Origin of the sequence: Streptomyces sp. NPDC005706 (assembly GCF_040631045.1) — a bacterium.
Classification (GTDB): domain Bacteria; phylum Actinomycetota; class Actinomycetes; order Streptomycetales; family Streptomycetaceae; genus Streptomyces.
This window is the reverse complement of record NZ_JBEXYS010000008.1, coordinates 15,458-33,743: the sequence shown is the minus strand read 5'-3', so window position 1 is coordinate 33,743 and position 18,286 is coordinate 15,458. Positions and strand designations below refer to the sequence as shown.

The window sequence follows — 18,286 nt, the reverse complement described above, 5'->3', positions numbered from 1 at the left end:
CCGCCTCGGCCGACGCCCTCGCCACCAGGGGCCGCGCAGTGTAGACATGGGCTCATGGTCCGACTGCCCGGCCGGCCCGAGACTCGGCCGCCCCGTTCCTTCGGGCATCCGCGCGCACCGAGGCAGCGGGCACCCGGCGTCAACGGCGCACCGCCGGGCGTGCTGCGGTCGGCGGTGACCGGACGCAGCGTCGCCGGGCAGGTGTTCCTGCTGCAAGTGGTGATCGTGCTGCTGCTGGTCGTGTCGGCCGTGGTGGCCCAGGTGCTCCAGGTACGGCACGACAGCGACCAGGAGGCCCGCAACCGCTCGCTCGCCGTCGCCGAGTCGTTCGCCAACGCGCCCGGCACGGCCGCCGCGCTGCGCGCCCCGGACCCGACCGCGGTCCTGCAGCCGCGTGCCGAGGCCACCCGCAAGGCGACCGGCGTGGACTTCGTCGTCGTGATGTCGACCGACGGCACCCGGTACACCCATCCCAAGCCGGACCGGATCGGCAAGAAGTTCGTCGGGACGATCGCGCCGGCCGTCGCCGGCGGCACGGTCGTCGAGGAGGTCAACGGGACGATCGGCCCGCTGGTGCAGGTCGTGGTACCGGTCAAGGACAGGTCCGGCAAGGTGGTGGGCCTGGTGTCGTCCGGCATCACCACCGCGCACGTGGGCGGCACGGCCGACCAGCAGCTTCCCCTGCTGCTCGCGGCGGCCGCGGCGGCGATGATGCTGGCCACCGCGGGCACGGCCCTGGTCAGCAGACGGCTGCTGCGCCAGACGCACGGCCTGGGACCGTACGAGATGACCCGGATGTACGAACACCACGACGCGGTGCTGCACTCCGTCCGGGAGGGCGTCCTCATCGTCGGCGGTGGTGGCCGGCTGCTGCTCGCCAACGACGAGGCGCAGCGGCTGCTGGACCTGCCGGACGACGCCGAGCAGCGGCACGTGCTGGAACTGGGGCTGGACGACGAGACGGCCGGGCTGCTCGCCTCCGGCCGGGTCGCCACGGACGAGGTTCATCTGGTCAAGGACCGGCTGCTGGCGATCAACCAGCGTCCCACCGACCTGCGCGGCGGCCCGCCGGGCAGCGTCACCACGCTGCGCGACTCCACCGAGCTGCGTGCCCTGTCCGGCCGCGCGGAGGTGGCGCGCGAGCGGCTGAACATGCTGTACGACGCCGGCGTGGGCATCGGCACCAGCCTGGACGTGGCCCGTACGGCGGAGGAACTGGCCGGGCTGGCCGTGCCCCGGTTCGCGGACTTCGTCACCGTGGACCTGTTCGACGCGGTGCTGAAGGGCGAGGAGCCGAAGCCGGGCACCGCGCTGCGCCGGGCGGCGTTCAGCGGCATCCGTGAGGACGCCCCGCTGTATCCGCTGGGTGAGCGCATCCGGTTCGTGTCGACGTCGCCGCAGGCCCGGAGTCTGACGACGGGGCAGTCCGTCGTGGAGCCGGTGCTCCGTGAGGCGCCGGGCTGGCTGGCGCAGGACGCGCGGCGCACCGGCCAGGTCGTGGCGTACGGGATCCACTCGCTGATCACCGTGCCGCTGCGGGCGGGCAGCCTGGTCCTGGGCCTGGCCAACTTCTGGCGTTCGGAGAAGCCGCAGCCGTTCGACGCCGAGGAGCTGGCCCTCGCCGAGGAGCTGGTGGCGCGGGCCGCCGTGTCCATCGACAACGCCCGCCGCTACACCCGTGAGCACAGCATGGCGGTGGCCCTGCAGCGCAGCCTGCTGCCGCGCTCCCTGCCGGAGCAGGGCGCCCTGGAGATCGCCTACCGCTATCTGCCGGCGCAGGCCGGGGTGGGCGGCGACTGGTTCGACGTACTGCCGCTGTCCGGCGCCCGGGTGGCCCTGGTGGTGGGCGACGTCGTGGGGCACGGGCTGCACGCGGCGGCGACGATGGGCCGGCTGCGCACGGCGGTGCACAACTTCTCCGCCCTCGATCTGCCGCCCGACGAACTGCTCGGCCTGCTCGACGAGCTGGTGGGCCGCATCGACCAGGACGAGACCCCGGCCGACGGTGCCGCGGTCACCGGCGCGACCTGTCTGTACGCGGTGTACGACCCGGTGTCCCGGCGCTGCACCGTCGCCCGGGCCGGGCATCCGCCGCCGGTGCTCGTGCGCCCGGACGGCGAGGTGGAGTTCCCGGAGGTGCCCGCGGGTCCTCCGCTGGGCCTGGGCGGGCTGCCGTTCGAGACGGTCGATCTGGAGCTGGCGGAGGGCAGCAGTCTGGTGCTCTACACCGACGGTCTGGTGGAGGACCGGGACCGGGACATCGACGTCGGCCTCGATCTGCTGCGCGACGCGCTGCGCCGGGCGCCCGGCGCGGCGCCCGAGGAGACCTGCCGGAGCGTGCTGGACGTCCTCCCGGCCCGGCCCAGCGACGACGTGGCGCTGATCGTGGCGCGCACCCGGGTCCTCGGCGCGGACCGGGTCGCCGAGTGGCAGGTGCCGTCCGATCCGGCGGCCGTGGCCGAGGTGCGGGCGTCGGTGGCCCGGCGGCTCGAATCCTGGGGTCTGGAGGAGCTGTCGTTCACCACGGAGCTGATCCTCAGCGAGCTGGTGACCAACGCCATCCGCTACGGGCGCGCCCCTATCGGGGTACGGCTGCTGCGCGAGCGGACGCTGATCTGCGAGGTCTCCGACGGCAGCACCACCTCTCCGCATCTGCGGTACGCGGCGAGCACCGACGAGGGCGGCCGGGGCCTCTTCCTGGTCGCGCAGCTCGCCGAGCGCTGGGGTACCCGGTACACCCCCAACGGGAAGATCATCTGGGCGGAGCAGCCACTGCCCTGACGGCCGGGGCGGCCGGCGCGGCCGCCGGGCACGCGAGCGAAGCACGGCGCGCGCCCGGCGGGGGGCCGGGTCAGCCGCCGAGCCGCGAGCGCAGCAGCTGCTTGCCCAGTTCGGCGCCCTTGCGGCTGTCCGACTGGGCCTTGCGGAACAGCTCCACGACCTCGTTGTCCTTCTCCCGGTCGGCGTCCTGGATGTACTGCTCCAGACGCAGGGCGTTGCTCAGGCACGCCTCGACGTACCAGATGAGGTTGTAGTCCTTGTCGCGGGTTCCGGTGACGTCGCCGGTCTCACTGGTGCTGGTCATGCGGGGTCTCCTCCTTCGACGGACCCTTGAGTCCCTTGCCCTTCGCAGGGCCCCCGGGTACCCGTGCGGTCCGCGGGCACACGGCATCCGCCGCCTGTGCGCGTGTGCCGCCGGGGCGGGTCAGCCGAGGACGCGGTCGAGGTTGAAGGCGGCGCTGATGAGGGACAGATGGGTGAAGGCCTGCGGGAAGTTGCCCTGCTGCTCGCCGGTGCGGCCGATCTCCTCGGCGTACAGGCCGAGGTGGTTGGCGTAGGTGAGCATCTTCTCGAAGGCCAGCCGGGCCTCGTCGACCCGTCCGGCCCGGACCATGGCCTCGACGTACCAGAACGAGCAGATCGAGAAGGTGCCCTCGTCGCCGCGGAGCCCGTCGGGGCTGGCCTGCGGGTCGTAGCGGTAGACGAGGGAGTCGGAGACCAGGTCGTCGGTGAGGGCGTCCAGGGTGGACAGCCACTTGGGGTCGGTGGGGGCGATGAACTTGGCGAGCGGCATCATGAGCACGGCCGCGTCGAGCACCTCGCTGTCCTCGTGCTGGACGAAGGCGCCGCGCCGCTCGGACCAGCCGCGGTCCATGATCCACCGGTAGATGGTGTCGCGGGACTGGCGCCAGCGGGGCAGGTCGGCGGGGAGGCCGCGCCGGTTGGCCAGGCGGATGGCCCGCTCCACGGCGACCCAGCACATCAGCCGCGAGTACAGGAAGTTGCGGGGGCCGCCCCGGGTCTCCCACACGCCCTCGTCGGGCTGGTCCCAGTGGTCGCACACCCACGCCACGAGGTGGCACACGTCGTCCCACTGCCCGCTGGAGATGGGCTGCGCCCACTTGTCGTAGAGGTAGATGGAGTCGATCAGGGCGCCGTAGATGTCGAGCTGGAGCTGGTCGGCGGCGGCGTTGCCGACCCGGACCGGGGCGGAGCCGAGATGGCCCTCCAGGTGGGTGAGTTCGCGTTCGGGCAGCTCGGTGCGGCCGTCGATGCCGTACATGATCTGCAGTGGCCCGGAGTGGTCGCCGCAGCCGGGGCTGATGTGCGTGGTCAGGAACCGCATGAACGCCTCGGCCTCGCCGGTGAAGCCGAGCCGCAGCAGCGCGTAGACGGCGAAGGCGGCGTCGCGCACCCATACGTAGCGGTAGTCCCAGTTGCGCTCGCCGCCGAGCTGCTCGGGCAGGCTGGTGGTGGGGGCGGCGACGATGGCGCCGGTGGGGGCGTAGGTGAGCAGCTTGAGGGTGAGCGCGGAGCGGTGGACCATCTCGCGCCAGCGGCCCCGGTAGCGGGACTGGTGGAGCCAGCGCCGCCAGTAGGTGACGGTGGCGTTGAACTCGTGCTCGGCCTCCATGTGGGGGCAGCCGCGCGGTGGCACCTCCTCGCCGGCCAGGTCCAGGGCGAACACCGCGGTCTCGCCCTCGCCGAGTTTGAAGTCGGCCCACGCGTCCTGTCCGTCGCACTCCATGACGACGGTGGAGGTGAGCGCCAGGGAGCGTTCGGGGGACTCGAAGAACAGCAGGCCGTTCAGCTTGCGCACGGTGTGCGGGTCGGCGCCGTAGTTGAAGCGGGGCGCGACCCTGGCCCGGAAGGGGACGGTGCCGCGCACGCACACCACGCGCCGGATCAGCCGGTGCCGGGCCGACTCGGCGGCGCGCCCGTCCCCGGTGACCGGCATGAAGTCCTGCACCTCGCCGACGCCGTCCTCGGTGAAGAAGCGGGTGATCAGGACGTTGGTGTCGGGGAAGTAGAACTGCTTGGTGCGGCCCGGTACGGCGGCGGCCAGCTCGAAGCTGCCGCCGCGCTCGGCGTCCAGGATCGACGCGAAGACACTGGGGGCGTCGAAGGACGGTGAGCAGTACCAGTCGATCGTGCCGTTGGTGCCGACCAGCGCGACACTGCGCAGGTCGCCGATGAGACCGTGCTCGGCGATCGGCAGGTAGCGGGGGCTTCGGGACGACTCCTGCTGGAAGGGCATGTCGGCCATCGTTGAGGCCTCCCCGGTGCGGGACGCTGCGGTTTTCCAGGGTATGGGCGGATTTCCAGCTTACGGGCGAGTGCTCCGGCGCGGGCTGGGCAGGCGGTCCTCACCCCGCTCTGCGGCCCCTTCCGGATGCAGGGTCCGCCGCGGCGGTGAATGGTGAGAGGGTGCCCCGTTCGGCGGCACCGGCACGGATGCGGTCATCCGGACCGAGGAGGAGGCATCATGTCGACATCCACACCCGAAGGGTCCCGGTCGTCCGACGACCACTGCACCCCGGACGCCCTGCTCCACTCCGCTCCTTCCCGGGGTCTGACCCCGGAGGACCTGGTGATGGCGACGGGCAGGGACGTCACCCCGGCGACCCTCGACTGGGCGCGCCGCAAGCTGGAGACCGAGGGTCCGTCGGCCATCGAGAAGCTGCTGCCCTGACAGGGCGGTCCGGGAAGCAGGCAGGACACCAACGGGGAGGCGCCGGGCGGGCACGCCCTCGTGAGGGGGCGCGCCCGCCCGGCGCCGGGTCGTGTCCGCGTCGCCGAGCCGGCGCGGACGGCCGTGGGCCGGCCGCGGACGCGGCCGGCCCGGGATCAAGTCCCGCTAGGGCGCTCCGCGTCCGGGTTCCTCGGTGACGTGCATGGCCGCCTCCTCCGCGCCGGCCGCTCCCCCGTCGATCCCCACGTCGGAGGCGACCTCCTCCTTCGTGGTGTCGGTGTGGGCGCCCTCGTCGGGGGCGACCAGGCGGCCCGCTCTGGCGTCGCCCGCCTCGGGGTCGACCGGTTCGCCCTCGCCGCCGGGGAGGTCGCCCGTCGCGTCGCCCACCGGTGCCTCCACGTCCGGCACCTCCTGGCGGAGCCGCTCGTCGAGCGTCTCGCCCTCGTGCTGCTCGGCGGCGGTGGTGCCGTACTTGGTGACACCCAGGGGCCGCTCGGGCGGGGAGTAGCCCTCGTCGAGGACGTCGTCGTAGCCGCGCTCGTCCACCGCGTCCTGAAGATCCAGGGGACCGGCGTCCTCCTGTTCCTCATTGGTCCCGGTGGGCTGGTAGGCGTCGTCCGCCATCGGGCTTCCGCCTGCCTGCTGATCGCTCATCATCGCCTCCGTCTCGGCACACGCTCGGTCCCGGTCCGCGTTTCCCGCAGGTCGCGTACCTAACCTCGCCCGTCAATCCCGTCGATCCCGTCGATCCCGTCGATCCCGTCGCCCTAGGGGCCGGTCCTCGGCAGGGCGTAGTAGAGGCGCTGCCCGGTGAGCGGCACGGAGGGCCAGGTGCGGGCGTACCCGGGTGGGCGGGAGCCCGTGGGCACCAGCGCGGCCACGGGCGTGTGGCGGGCGGTGCGGGCGATCGCCGAGGCCGTGGTGTTGGCGTTGTGCCCGGACGTCGCCGCCGAGGCGCAGCCGGCGTAGTAGGCGACCGGGATGGCCTCGTCCCCGGTGAGCAGACAGGGCGGGCGGACGCCGAGCCGGTGCAGGGTGGCGGCGGTGCGGGTCCACTCGCGGTGGGCGGCGGTCGTGCGGCTGACGACGGCGGTCAGGACGGCCAGCTGAACGGCGAGGTGGGTGGCGAGACCCAGCGCCACGAGGGTCACGGCCATCGTCCGCCGGGCCCCCGGCCGCGTGGTCAGCGGATGGAGCAGCGCCTCGGCGACGGGGATCGCGAGCAGGGCGTACGCCGGGAGCAGGAAGCGGGGCGCCGCGTAACCGATCATGAACAGGTAGGGGAAGGCCGCCGTCGCCCCGCAGGCGAGCGGCAGCAGGGTGGGCGCGGTCCGCCGGGCCCGGACCGCGATCGCCAGGCCGAGCCCGGCGGCCAGGGGCAGCGTGAACCACCAGGCGGTGACCAGCGGGTGGGGCAGCGCCCCCGTGCAGGGCCGGCACAGTGCCCGCCCGCCGAGGCTGCGGAGCTGGTCGACGACGGCCACGCGCAGGCCCAGTCCGCCCTGGATCGCCGACGCGTCGGCCAGGCGCCGGGTGAGACCGCCGTAGCCGGCGTACGCCTCGATCACCCATTCGAGGGCGCCGGCGGCGAGCCCGGCGAGGAGGGCCAGGAGGGGCCGCCAGTGGCGGCGCGGCAGGCCGAGGGCGAGCAGCGGCAGGGCGGCCCAGACCGCGTCCATCGGCCGCATCCAGGCCATCAGCGCGCCGCTCGCGGCCAGGCCCCACAGCGCGGCCCGGTCCCGGTGGTCCGCGCGGGCCCGCAGGAAGCAGGCGACGGCGGCCAGGGCGCCGACGGCCACCCAGTAGTTGGGCATGGCCTGCGGGCCGTAGAACAGGGTCACCCACAGGGAGGCGAACAGGGCCCCGGCCAGGGCGAGGACGCGGTCCGGGAACAGACCGCGCCAGGCCCGCAGGGCCAGGTACAGGGCGAGGCCGGACAGCAGGGCGAGGTGGATCCGCAGCAGGACCGTGGACGAGGACCAGGCCGCCACGGGCGCGACGAGCAGGGAGACGCCGCGTGCGCGGGGCGCGCTGAAGAAGGCCGCGGGAGCGTGTCCGGCGACCTGGCTGACGTACACCGTCTCGTCCCAGCCGAGGCCCATGCCGGGCCGGACGAGCAGCAGTTGGGCCAGGGTGAAGGCCACGGCGACGGCGGCGAGCGGCGGGGCGAGGCCGGCGCGCCGGGCGGGGCGGGCCCCTCGGGGCCGGGCGGACTCGCGGCGCGTGCGCGCACGCCGGGCCGCCTCGCGTGTCGCGTGTGCGCTGTCGGCCATGGTCACCTCTCCCTCGGGCAAAACACGGCCAAAGTAACGCGAACCACCCGGACATGCCCGGCAGGCGGGACCGTCCGGCCGACGGCCCTACGCGCTGTAAGGTTGGGGCATGGCTGGCAGAGGGTCCCGTGACCGGGCGGAGCGGCGCGGCGCCGGGGAGCTGGAGCACGCGGCGCTGGCCGTGCTGTGGGCCACCGACCGGCCGCTGACCCCGGCGGAGGTGCAGGCCGGGATCGACGGGGCGCTCGCCTACAACACGGTGCACACCATCCTCAAACGCCTGTACGACAAGGGGCTGGTGCTGCGGGACGCCGACGGCCGGCGCGGCGCTTACCGGCCCGCGAAGGACGCCGCTCAGCTGACCGCCGAGGCGATGCACGAGGCGCTGGACCGGGGGCCCGACCCGATCGGCGCGCTCCGGCGGTTCGTGACCGGTCTGAGCGCCGAACAGGAGCGGGCGCTGCGCGAACTGCTCAGCGCGGACGGCACCTGAGGCCCGGCGGGCCCGGCCCGCCGGGCCGGGCTTCAGCGGGCGTGCGGCGCCCGGTGCGCGGGCTGCCCCGGGGCGGAGCGCGGGCCGACCGGCGGCACCGCGCGGACGGCCGGCTCGTCGGCGCTGACCGTCAGCGCCTCACCGTGGTGGTGGAGCCTGAGCGGGGGCCCGGCGAGGAGCGTGTAGGTGGCCTTGTCGGCGCCGATCTCCACGCGCAGGCGGCGGGTGCGGTACTGCAGGTGGAAGGCCACCCGGCGCAGCCGCTCCGGGAGGCGGGGCGCGAATCGCAGGCCCTCGCCGTCGCGCCGCATCCCGCCGAAGCCCGCGACCAGGGCCATCCACGTACCGGCCAGCGAGGCGATGTGCAGCCCGTCCCGGGTGTTGTGCTCCAGGTCCGCGAGATCCATCAGGGCGGCCTCGGCCGTGTATTCGTAGGCGAGCCGCAGATGGCCGGCCTGGGCGGCGATGACGGCCTGGACGCAGGCGGACAGGGAGGAGTCGCGCACGGTCAGCGGCTCGTAGTAGGCGAAGTTGCGGGCGACCTGCTCGTCGTCGAAGGAGGCGCCGCAGGTGTACATCGCCAGCACCAGGTCGGCCTGTTTGACGACCTGTTTGCGGTAGAGGTCGAAGTAGGGGAAGTTCAGCAGCAGCGGGTACTGCTCGGGGCGGGTGCCGGCGAAGTCCCAGCGCTGGTAGCGGGTGAAGCCGGCGTGCTGCTCGTGCACACCGAGTTCGTCGTTGTAGGGGATGTGGATGGCCTCGGCGGCGTCCCGCCAGGCGGCGCTCTCCTCCTCGTCCACGCCGAGGCGCTGCGCCTCCCGCGCGTGCCGCTCGGCGAAGTCCGCCGCCGCGAGCAGGTTCTGACGCGCCATCAGGTTGGTGTACGTGTTGTCGTCGGCGACCGCGCTGTACTCGTCGGGGCCGGTGACGCCGTCGATGTGGAAGACGCCGTGGTGGTCGTGGTGGCCCAGCGAGCGCCACAGCCGGGCCGTCTCCACCAGCAGCTCCACGCCCGTCTCGCGCTCGAAGTCGAGGTCGCCGGTGGCCTCGACGTAGCGCAGGACGGCGTCGGCTATCCCGGCGTTCACATGGAAGGCCGCGGTGCCGGCCGGCCAGTAGGCCGAGCCCTCCGCGCCCTGGATGGTGCGCCAGGGGAACGCGGCGCCGCCGAGCCCGAGTTGCGCGGCGCGCTCGCGTGCCTCGTCCAGGGTGTTGTGCCGCCAGCGCAGCGCTTCGGCGACGGCGTCGGGGGCGGTGTGGGTGAGGACGGGCAGCACGAACATCTCGGTGTCCCAGAAGGCGTGCCCGTCGTAGCCGGAGCCGGTGAGCCCCTTGGCGGGTATCGCCCGCCCCTCGGCGCGGGACCCGGCCTGCAGCACGTGGAAGAGCGCGAACCGTACGGCCTGCTGGATCTCCTCGTCGCCTTCCACCTCGACGTCCGCGCGGTCCCAGAAGTCGTCCAGGTGGGCCCGCTGGTCGTCCAGCAGCCCCTGCCAGCCGTCGTGCGCGGCGGCCGCGAGGGCCGCGTCGACCTGGTCGGCCATCGCGGGCAGCGAGCGGGTGCCGGACCAGCCGTGGGCGACCAGCTTCTCCACGCGCAGGCTCTGGCCGGGCTCCAGGACGGAGGTGACGGTCAGCCGGGCCACGTCGATGTCGGCCTCGCTGCGGGTCGTGGTGCGGTCGGGGCCGGTGACCACGTGGTCGGCGGCCACCGCCACCCGCAGGCCGCTGCGCCGGGTGCGGTGCACCAGCCGCAGCCGGTCGCCGGAAGCGAAGCCGTCCTCCTGCTCCAGCGGTGACTGCAGGGCCATCGCCGCGCGCGGGTCGCCGTTCGCCCCGGGCAGCTGCTCGTTGGCGACCAGCTCCGACTGGATCACCACCCGGCTGCGGCTGCCGACCGCCTCCACCTCGTACGCCACCGCGGCGACCGCCCGCTGGGTCAGCGACACCAGCCGGGTCGAGCGCACCCGGACCGTGGAGCCGGCCGGGGACGTCCACTCGCAGGCGCGCTCCAGCACCCCGCGGCGCAGGTCAAGCACCCGCTCGTGCCGGACGAGCCGGCCGTAGCGCAGGTCGAACGGCTCGTCGTCGACCAGCAGCCTGATGACCTTGCCATTGGTGACGTTGATGACCGTCTGCCCGGACTCCGGGTAGCCGTACCCGGCCTCGGCGTAGGGCAGCGGGTGCAGTTCGTGGACCCCGTTGAGGTAGCTGCCGGGCAGGCCGTGCGGTTCGCCCTCGTCCAGATTTCCGCGCCAGCCGACGTGCCCGTTGGACAGTGCGAACACCGACTCGCTCTGCGCGAGGACGTCGAGGTTCAGGTCGGTCTCGCGCACCGCCCACGGCTCGACCGTGTACGACCGGTGGGTGATCACCGCTTGCCTCCCAGCTCGGCGAGGTCCTTGACGACGACGCTCGCGCCGTGCGCGTACAGCGCGTCGCCCTGTCCGGTCCGGTCGACGCCGACGACGTATCCGAAGCCGCCCGCCCGGCCCGCGTCCATGCCGGCCAGCGCGTCCTCGAAGACGGCCGCCCCGGCCGGCTCGACACCCAGGTCGCGGGCGGCGGCGAGGAACGTGTCGGGGCTGGGCTTGCCCGGCAGTCTCCGCTCGGCGGCGACGACGCCGTCGATGCGTACGTCGAAGAAGTGCTCGGCGCCGACGGCCCGCAGCACATCACGGCAGTTGGCGCTGGAGGAGACGATCGCGGTGCGCAGGCCCGCGGCACGGACCGCCTCCAGGTAGCGCAGAGTGCCCTCGTACGCCTCCACGCCCCCGGTGCGGATCTTCTCCAGCAGCAGCACGTTCTTGCGGTTGCCGAGACCGTTCACGGTCCCGGCGTCCGGCGGGTCGTCGGGACCGCCCTCGGGCAGGTGGATGCCGCGCGAGTCGAGGAAGGCGCGGACCCCGTCGGCGCGCGGGCGTCCGTCGACGTACTCGTCGTAGTCGGCGACCTCGTCGAACGGCCGTCCCCGCTCGCCCTCGTAGGCGCTGAGGAAGGCGTCGAAGGTCTCCTTCCAGGCGGCCGCGTGCACGACGGCGGTCCTGGTGACGACCCCGTCGAGGTCGAAGAGGCAGGCCTGGATGGTGTCGGGCAGACCGAGCTGAGTCATACTCAGCACTGTTCCCCGAGAGGCGCCGTCCAGTGGGTGGCGAGCGCCACACGAGCGATACTTCCGCACCTTCTCACCGGGGCCTCACCGTTCGAGCCCGGGTGACAGACTCTGCGGTGTGCCGCTGACCTTCGACGACCTCCTCGACCGCGCCCGCGCCCTCACCCGGGACGGGCGGCGCGCCGTCCTCGGTGTCACGGGTGGCCCGGGCTCCGGCAAGACGACGCTGGCCGAGCACCTGGTGCGGGCCCTGAACGCGGGCGGGCCGCCCTGGGTGGCGCACGTGCCGATGGACGGCTTCCATCTGGCCGACGCCGAACTGGACCAGCTGGGCCGCCGGGACCGCAAGGGCGCGCCGGACACGTTCGACGCGGCCGGGTACGCGGCCCTGCTGCGGCGGCTGCGCGAGGAGACCGGCGAGGTGGTGTACGCGCCCGGGTTCGAGCGGGTGCTGGAGCAGCCGGTCGCCGGCTCGATCCCGGTGCCGCCGAGCGCGCGACTGGTGGTGACCGAGGGCAACTACCTGCTGCTGAGCGAGGGTTCGTGGGCGCGGGTGCGGCCGTGCCTGGACGAGGTGTGGTTCTGCGAGATCGACGAGGAGGAGCGGATCCGGCGGCTGGTCGCCCGGCACGTGGAGTTCGGCAAGGAGCACGGGGCGGCGATGGCCTGGGTGCTGGGCACGGACCAGCGCAACGCCGACCTGATCGCGACGACGCGGGACCGGGCGGACCTGATGGTGCCGGCGGGCGCGCTGCCGACGCCGTAGGCGGCGGCCGTGGCGGTTGAACTCCCGCGGGCCGCCGGCCGTACCGGTGGGCGGGGCGGAGGGTCGGCCGGTGCGGCCCGGGCAGCGGTGACGTCCCGGTGGCGGGAGCGGTGCGGATGACGGCGCGCGAGCAGCACGGGACCGGCACGGGCGGTGCCGTCCTGGCACCGGGGGTGCCCGGCGACGGCGGCCCCGAGCGGGCCCCGGCACGGCCGGGCGGGCTCGCCGGGCTCTCGCGCCACCGGCGGTGGCTGGTGCCGCTGCTGGCGGCGCTGCTGCTGGCCCAGATGGCGGCCGCGATGGTCACCACGGCCGTCCGGCAGACGCCCACCATCGACGAGCCGGTGTACGTGGCGACGGCCACCGACTACCTGCGCGAGCACCGGGTGCGGTACAACCCCGAGCATCCGCCGCTCGGCAAGCTGCTGATCGCGGCCGGGGTGGCGGTGGCGGATCCGCGCTACGACCCGGCGTACTCCGGCACCCAGGGCGAGGTGGGCCGGCATCTGCTGTACGAGTCGGGCAACGACCCCTGGCGGCTGATGTGGTGGGCGCGGCTGCCGGTGATCGCGCTGACCCTGCTGTTCGGTGCGGTGGTGTTCGCGTTCGCGCGGGACGTGGCGGGCACCGGGGGCGGTCTGGCGGGCCTGGCGCTGTACGCCTTCTCCCCCGATGTGATCGCGCACGGCTCGCTGGCCACGCTGGACGTGCCGGCGGCGGGTTTCGTGCTGACGTCGGCGTGGCTGGTGTGGCGGGCGCGGCGCCGGCCCCGGCTGTGCCTGCCGTTGTCCGGTGTGGCGCTGGGGGCGGCGGTGGCGACGAAGATGAGCGCGCTGCCGGCCGTCCCGGTGGTGGTGCTGCTGGCGGTGCTGTCGGTGGCGGGTACGGGCCGCCGCGGGAGGGTGCGGCGGGCGGCCGCGGCCGCCGCGGGCGTGCTGGTGGCGGCGGTCGCCGTGGTCTGGGCGGCGTATCTGGTGGTCGATCCGCGGCTGCGGTTCGACCCCGCCGAGCCGGTGCCGGCCGTGCACGGGCTGCGCGGGCGGGTCACGGACCTGCTGCCGCTGCCGCCCGCGTACCGGGCCGGGATGCGGGTGCAGTTCGGTTTCGAGGACCAGCACTGGCAGGGCTTTCTGTTCGGGCACCTGTACACGGGCTCGCGCTGGTACTACCTGCCGGCCGCGCTGCTGGTGAAGACGCCGCTCGGGCTGCTGGCGCTGGGCGCGGCCGGTGCCGTGCTGGCCGTGGCGGTGCGGCGGCTGCGTCCGGTGGCGCCGTATCTGCTGCTGCCGCCCGCGGTCCTGCTGGCGGCGGCGATGACGGGCTCCCGCGACCTGGGCACCCGGTACGCGGTGTTCGTGCCGGTGTTCCTCGCGGTGGCCGGGGCCTGCGTGCTCACGGTGCGCCGGCACCGGACCGAGGTGCCGGTGGGGCTGCTGGTGCTGCTGGTGGCGGTGAGTTCGCTGCGGACCTTCCCGTACTACCTGCCGTACGCCAACGAGGCGTTCGGCGGTACGGCGCACACCCACCGGCTGCTGCACGACTCCAACGTGGACTGGGGCCAGGACCTGGGCCGGCTCGCCGACCGGCTGCGGCAGCGGTACCCGGGCGAGCGGGTGTGGCTGGTCTACAAGGGCAGCGGGGTGCCGTCGTACTACGGGATCACCGCCCACGATCCGCGCGGGGTGGCGCCGGAGCGGGTGCACGGGCTGCTGGCCGTGTCCGACTCGGCGGCCGCCAAGGCGCGCGGCGACCTGGCGGAACTGATCGGTTCCAGCCGTCCGGTCGGCGAGGTCGGGCATTCCATCACCCTGTACCGGCGGTGAGCCCGCCACCCCGTAAACCCCCTGCTCATGACGGCCGGTGAGCTATGTTGAGTGGTCGTGGGAGACAATGGAGACGGACCGGTGCCCTCGCCGCAGCAGGCACGCGCCCAGGCATCAGCGATCACCTCGGGCAAGACCGTGCCGGAGGCCGAGGCGGCACCGACCTCCCAGCTCAGGGAACTCTTCGACGGCCCGCAGCTGTCGCCGGGGCAGCGCCGGGTCGCCCAGTACCTGATCGAGCACATCACCGAGGCCGCGTTCCTGTCGATCACCGAGCTGGCGGACCGCGTGGGCGTCAGCCAGCCCTCCGTCACCCGTTTCGCGGCCGCCGTCGGCTTCAGCGGCTACCCGGCGCTGCGGGAGAAGCTCCAGTCGATCGCGCTCAGCAGCCTGGCCGGCGGACCCGGCGAGGAGAACCGGGCCAACGAACTGCAGGCCGCGGTGGACGCCGAGATCCAGAACCTGGAGAACCTGCGCCGCGACGTCGCCGACCCCGACCGGGTGATCCGCGTCGGCCGGGAACTGTCCCGCTCCACCCCGCTGACCGTTCTGGGCCTGCGCATCTCCGTGTCGCTGGCCGAGTACTTCGGCTACGCCGCCCGGCGCATCCATCCCGACGTGCGGCTGGTGACGCGTGGCGGCAGCGTGGCCTACGACACCCTGCTGCAGGCCCGCGAGGCGGGCGGCACCTGGGTGCTGGCGTTCTCCATGCCGCGGCACGCCCAGGAGACGCTCACCGCGCTCCGGGTGGCGCGGGAGGCGGGGCTGAAGGTCGCCCTGATCACCGACCTGGCGCTCGGCCCGCTGGCCGAGGAGGCGGACATCGTCTTCGCCACCGGCACCGGCTCCCGGCTGGTGTTCGACTCCTACGCCGCGCCCGGCGTGCTGGCCGCGGCGATTTTGCAGGCCATGACCGACGCCGATCCCGAGCGCACCCAGGCCCGGCTGGAGAAGTACGAACAGGGCGCCGATCAGCACCACTTCTTCCTGAAGGACTGAACCTTTCGCGGGTGGCCGGGTCCGCGCCAGATCTTCTCGCCACGCGCCACCGGCACGGAAATCCTTCGCCGTACGGGGATCATTCACCGCATACCGCGCATGAATGTTTTCATACGTCTTGCCAAGCCGACGGCATATATAAATACTGCTCACGGATCGCACCCGGTACCCTCCGGGGCGGTCCGGCCCCGCGGGCCCCGCCCGCGACACCGCCCCGAGAAGGACGACGTACCGCATGCGCATGCAAGCCCGCCCGACGCGCCGGTTCCCGTCGTCCGGGGCTCCCGCTCGGACATCCCAAGCCGCCGTTCCCTACCCACGTCGGCGCCAGGGATGTCCGGTGGCGCACCGCCCAGGCGGCGCGCCCGTGGCGGCCCCGGTCATCCCCTAGGCCGGGGCCGCCCCAACCGGCGGACCACCCTCATGACGCCGCACACCGGAAGCGAAGACCCATGCCCCTGACCACCACGCGCATCAGCCCCGACTGGCCCTGTCAGGTCAAGATGCCGGGCACCTACGACTGGGAACGCTCGGCGGCCAAGTGGCTGCGCGAGCTGATCCCGGCGCGCTACGGCAGCTACCCGGCGATGATCCGGCATCCCGTCCTGCTCGCCCGGCACGCGCAGATCCAGGTGCAGCAGGAGGTCCGGGTGGCGCGGACCGCGCTGCAGACGGCCCGGGCCGAACTGCCCGTCCTCGGCCTGCCGGAGTCGGTCATCGAACACACGATCAAGCTGTACGCCGCCGAGGTCATGCAGCTCCAGCACATCGCGCGCAGTGTCCGCGCGGTCAGCGAGGCACTGGCCGGACGCGGTACCGGCCGCTGACCGAGGCCGGCCCGGCACCCCGGCCGGCCCCCGCCGCACCGCCCTCTGCCGGCCGGTGCGTCCACGCCGCCGACCGGGAGAAACGGATGCGGCAGACGAGTGATCGAAGGGGCCCGGATGTGCGATGCTCGTCGCGTGACGAGCGAGCCCGTGCCCCCCGTGGACCCCGGCACGCGCGCCGATGTGGCGGCGCTGGCCAGAGTCGTGGCCCGGCAGCGCGCGGAACTGGAGCGGCTGCGGGACCAGGCCGCGACGTCGGCCCTGCTGGAGCGGGCCACGGGCGCCCTGATGGCATCGACCGGCTGCTCCCCCGACGCCGCCCACGACGAACTGCTGCGGGGCGCCAAGACCGGCAACCGTACGCTCCTCGAGGAGTGCTGGCTCACCCTGGGCGCCCTGCTGCCGGCCGAGCGGCCCGCCACGGGCGCCGGCCAGCCCCCGGCCGCCGGCCGCTGGGACCCCCCGCTCGCCGGCACCGGCGACTTCGCCGACGTGCTGGGCCGCGTCGGCCGGGCCCTGATCCGGGTCGGCTCGCCGCAGGAGCTGGCCGGATGCCTGCTGGAGCACCTGGCGCCGGAGGTGGGCGCCGACGCCGTGATGCTCTACGAACGGCTGCGGGGAGGCGGGCTCGAACTGCTCGGGCACGCGGGGATCGATCCGACCCTCGCCACGCAGTGGCGCCACGTACCGCCCGTGTCAGGTGTCGCCCCGCTCGACGCCCTGCGGGCCGGCGAGCCTCGCTGGCTGGAGGATCCGGCCGCGGACCGGGAGCAGTACCTGCTGATCGGCGAACCGCCCGAGCGCTGGCCGTCGCGGGCCTGGCTGCCGGTGCCGGCCGGGGGCACGGCCGGCGTCGCCCTCGGCGTGCTGCGCCGGCAGGACGGCCCCTTCGAGGCACGGGAGCGGGAACTGCTGCGGGCCGTGGCCCGGCTGTGCGCGGGCCGGCTGCGGGCCTTCGACGCCCCGCCGGAACGTCCCGACGAAACCGTCACCCGGACCGTGCAGTCGGTGCTCGACGCCCTGCCCGGGGCGGCGATCCTCCTGACCCCGCTGCGCGCCGCCTCCGGCGAGGTGGAGGACTACCGCATCGACGCGGCCACCCCCGAGGCGGTCGACGTGTTCGGCCGGACCGGCCGGGACCTGGTCGGCAGCCACATCCTGGAGAGCTATCCGTCCGTCGCGGGCGAGCCGTTGTGGCACGGCTACCTGGACGCGCTCACCACCGGGGCGGCGTTCGAGAGCGAGCCGTTCGCCTACCAGGACATCACCGACGCGGTGCCCGTGAGCGGCACCTACTCGGTGCGGGCGGCGCCCTTCGGCGACGGGCTCCTGGTGTCCTGGCTGCGGCACGACCCGGCGGAGCTCCAGGAGCAGCGGCTGTCGGACGTCCAGCGGCTCGGCAATCTCGGCTGGGCCAACTGGAACCTGGTCACCGAGGAGACCGCCTGGTCCGCGCAGGCGTTCGCCGTACTCGGCCGGGACCGCACGCGCGGACCGGTCGCCCTGGCGGGGCTGCCCGGCCTCGCGGTGCCCGAGGACGCGCCCGCCCTGCGTCGCGCGATCACCCAACTCTGCGGACGCGCCAAGCCGTTCGACGTGCCGTTCCGGATCCAGGGCCCGCTGGGCGTGCGGCACCTCAGGATGGTCGCGGAGGCCGTGACGGAACCGGACGGCACCGTCGCCGAGGTGCACGGCTTCGTCCAGGACGTCTCCGCGCAGCGCAGCGTCGAACTGGCCCTCGCCGAGAGCGAACGCGCGATGCTGCTGCAGCACGGTGTGCTGCAGGCCGAACGGGCGCTGGCCACCCGGCTGCAGCACGCGCTGCTGCCGCTGCCCAGCAAGCCGGTCCAACTGGCCGGACTGCGCATAGAGGTCGCCTATCTGCCCGCCCAGTCCGGCGTCCATGTCGGCGGTGACTGGTTCAGCGCCATAGAACTGCCCGAGGACTCCGCGCTGTTCGTGGTCGGTGACGTGGCCGGTCACGGTGTCGGCGCGGTGGCCACGATGGCCCAGCTCCGGTTCACCGCCAAGGGCATGGTCAGCACGGGCTCCTCGCTGACCGGCGCGCTCGCGCGGCTGAACCAGCTCCTGCTGCAGTCCCGGGACGCCCGGTCCACGGCCACCATGGTGCTCGCCCGCTACGACCACGCGGCCCGGGTTCTCTCCTGGACCCAGGCCGGCCATCCGCCGCCGCTGCTCGTGCGCGACGGCGAGATCCGCTACCTCGACCGCCCCCGCGGCATGCTGCTCGGCGCGAGCACGACCCCCGTCTACGAGTCGGCCGAGATCCGCCTGGAGCCCGGGGACCGGCTGCTGCTGTACACCGACGGCCTGGTGGAACGCCCCGGTGAGGGGATCGACGCGGGCCTCGCCCGGATGGCCGAGGCGGTGCTCGCGCACGAGTGCGGCGCCGCCGGGTCGCTTGAGGCGCTGCTCGCGGCGATGCTGCCGGGCGAGCGGCGGGACGACGTGTGCGTGCTGGACATCCGGATGCCGCTGGAGGAGGAGTAGCGGAGTCCG

14 protein-coding genes are annotated in these 18,286 nt (G+C 74.0%); 8 read left to right on the top strand and 6 right to left on the bottom strand.

Annotated elements, in window-relative coordinates; all coding sequences use genetic code 11:
- Positions 1-54: 54 nt before the first annotated feature.
- Complete coding sequence (locus ABZ478_RS16470) at positions 55-2,781, top strand: SpoIIE family protein phosphatase (protein ID WP_359549659.1); 2,727 nt, start codon at positions 55-57, stop codon at positions 2,779-2,781.
- Positions 2,782-2,851: 70 nt separating this feature from the next.
- Here ABZ478_RS16470 and ABZ478_RS16465 read toward each other — a convergent pair whose 3' ends face one another.
- Together ABZ478_RS16465 and ABZ478_RS16460 are read right to left on the bottom strand one after the other, a co-directional pair.
- Positions 2,852-3,085 (bottom strand): hypothetical protein, encoded by a 234-nt coding sequence (locus ABZ478_RS16465; RefSeq protein WP_358938735.1) that lies wholly within the window; start codon positions 3,083-3,085, stop codon positions 2,852-2,854.
- A gap of 120 nt (positions 3,086-3,205) precedes the next feature.
- Entirely contained in the window at positions 3,206-5,047 is a 1,842-nt protein-coding gene (locus ABZ478_RS16460) for a glycoside hydrolase family 15 protein (protein ID WP_359549657.1), read from the bottom strand.
- A gap of 219 nt (positions 5,048-5,266) precedes the next feature.
- Here ABZ478_RS16460 and ABZ478_RS16455 point away from each other — a divergent pair, with 219 nt between their 5' ends.
- Positions 5,267-5,473: a hypothetical protein gene (locus tag ABZ478_RS16455; protein ID WP_359549655.1), complete on the top strand. Its 207-nt coding sequence runs from the start codon at positions 5,267-5,269 to the stop codon at positions 5,471-5,473.
- Positions 5,474-5,638: 165 nt separating this feature from the next.
- Here ABZ478_RS16455 and ABZ478_RS16450 read toward each other — a convergent pair whose 3' ends face one another.
- Entirely contained in the window at positions 5,639-6,127 is a 489-nt protein-coding gene (locus ABZ478_RS16450) for a DUF5709 domain-containing protein (RefSeq protein ID WP_359549653.1), read from the bottom strand.
- Between the two features lie 113 nt (positions 6,128-6,240).
- Positions 6,241-7,575, bottom strand: coding sequence for a hypothetical protein (locus ABZ478_RS16445; RefSeq protein WP_359550008.1), 1,335 nt, complete (start codon positions 7,573-7,575; stop codon positions 6,241-6,243).
- A 280-nt stretch (positions 7,576-7,855) separates the two neighbouring features.
- Between ABZ478_RS16445 and ABZ478_RS16440 the strand changes: the two genes are divergently transcribed.
- On the top strand, positions 7,856-8,239 hold the full coding sequence (locus tag ABZ478_RS16440) for a BlaI/MecI/CopY family transcriptional regulator (RefSeq protein WP_359549650.1): 384 nt from the start codon (positions 7,856-7,858) through the stop codon (positions 8,237-8,239).
- 32 nt (positions 8,240-8,271) lie between these two features.
- On the opposite strand, the gene ABZ478_RS16435 is transcribed toward ABZ478_RS16440, so the two are convergent.
- On the bottom strand, positions 8,272-10,614 hold the full coding sequence (locus tag ABZ478_RS16435; protein WP_359549647.1) for a glycosyl hydrolase family 65 protein: 2,343 nt from the start codon (positions 10,612-10,614) through the stop codon (positions 8,272-8,274).
- A complete protein-coding gene (locus ABZ478_RS16430; RefSeq protein WP_359549645.1) occupies positions 10,611-11,351 on the bottom strand; it encodes a beta-phosphoglucomutase family hydrolase in 741 nt (246 codons plus the stop codon). Before ABZ478_RS16430 ends, ABZ478_RS16435 begins: the two co-directional genes overlap by 4 nt.
- A gap of 118 nt (positions 11,352-11,469) precedes the next feature.
- On the opposite strand from ABZ478_RS16430, the gene ABZ478_RS16425 reads away from it, so the two are divergent.
- The 5 genes from ABZ478_RS16425 to ABZ478_RS16405 all read left to right on the top strand — a co-directional run bounded on the left by ABZ478_RS16425 (position 11,470) and on the right by ABZ478_RS16405 (position 18,277).
- A complete protein-coding gene (locus ABZ478_RS16425) occupies positions 11,470-12,117 on the top strand; it encodes a nucleoside/nucleotide kinase family protein (RefSeq protein ID WP_359549642.1) in 648 nt (215 codons plus the stop codon).
- A 287-nt stretch (positions 12,118-12,404) separates the two neighbouring features.
- Positions 12,405-13,940, top strand: coding sequence for a phospholipid carrier-dependent glycosyltransferase (locus ABZ478_RS16420; RefSeq protein WP_359550005.1), 1,536 nt, complete (start codon positions 12,405-12,407; stop codon positions 13,938-13,940).
- Between the two features lie 81 nt (positions 13,941-14,021).
- Complete coding sequence (locus ABZ478_RS16415; RefSeq protein ID WP_358938781.1) at positions 14,022-14,939, top strand: MurR/RpiR family transcriptional regulator; 918 nt, start codon at positions 14,022-14,024, stop codon at positions 14,937-14,939.
- Between the two features lie 452 nt (positions 14,940-15,391).
- On the top strand, positions 15,392-15,766 hold the full coding sequence (locus ABZ478_RS16410; protein ID WP_359549639.1) for a hypothetical protein: 375 nt from the start codon (positions 15,392-15,394) through the stop codon (positions 15,764-15,766).
- Positions 15,767-15,883: 117 nt separating this feature from the next.
- Positions 15,884-18,277 carry a SpoIIE family protein phosphatase gene (locus ABZ478_RS16405; RefSeq protein WP_359549636.1) on the top strand — a complete coding sequence of 798 codons (2,394 nt, stop codon included), beginning with the start codon at positions 15,884-15,886 and terminating at the stop codon, positions 18,275-18,277.
- Positions 18,278-18,286: the final 9 nt, after the last annotated feature.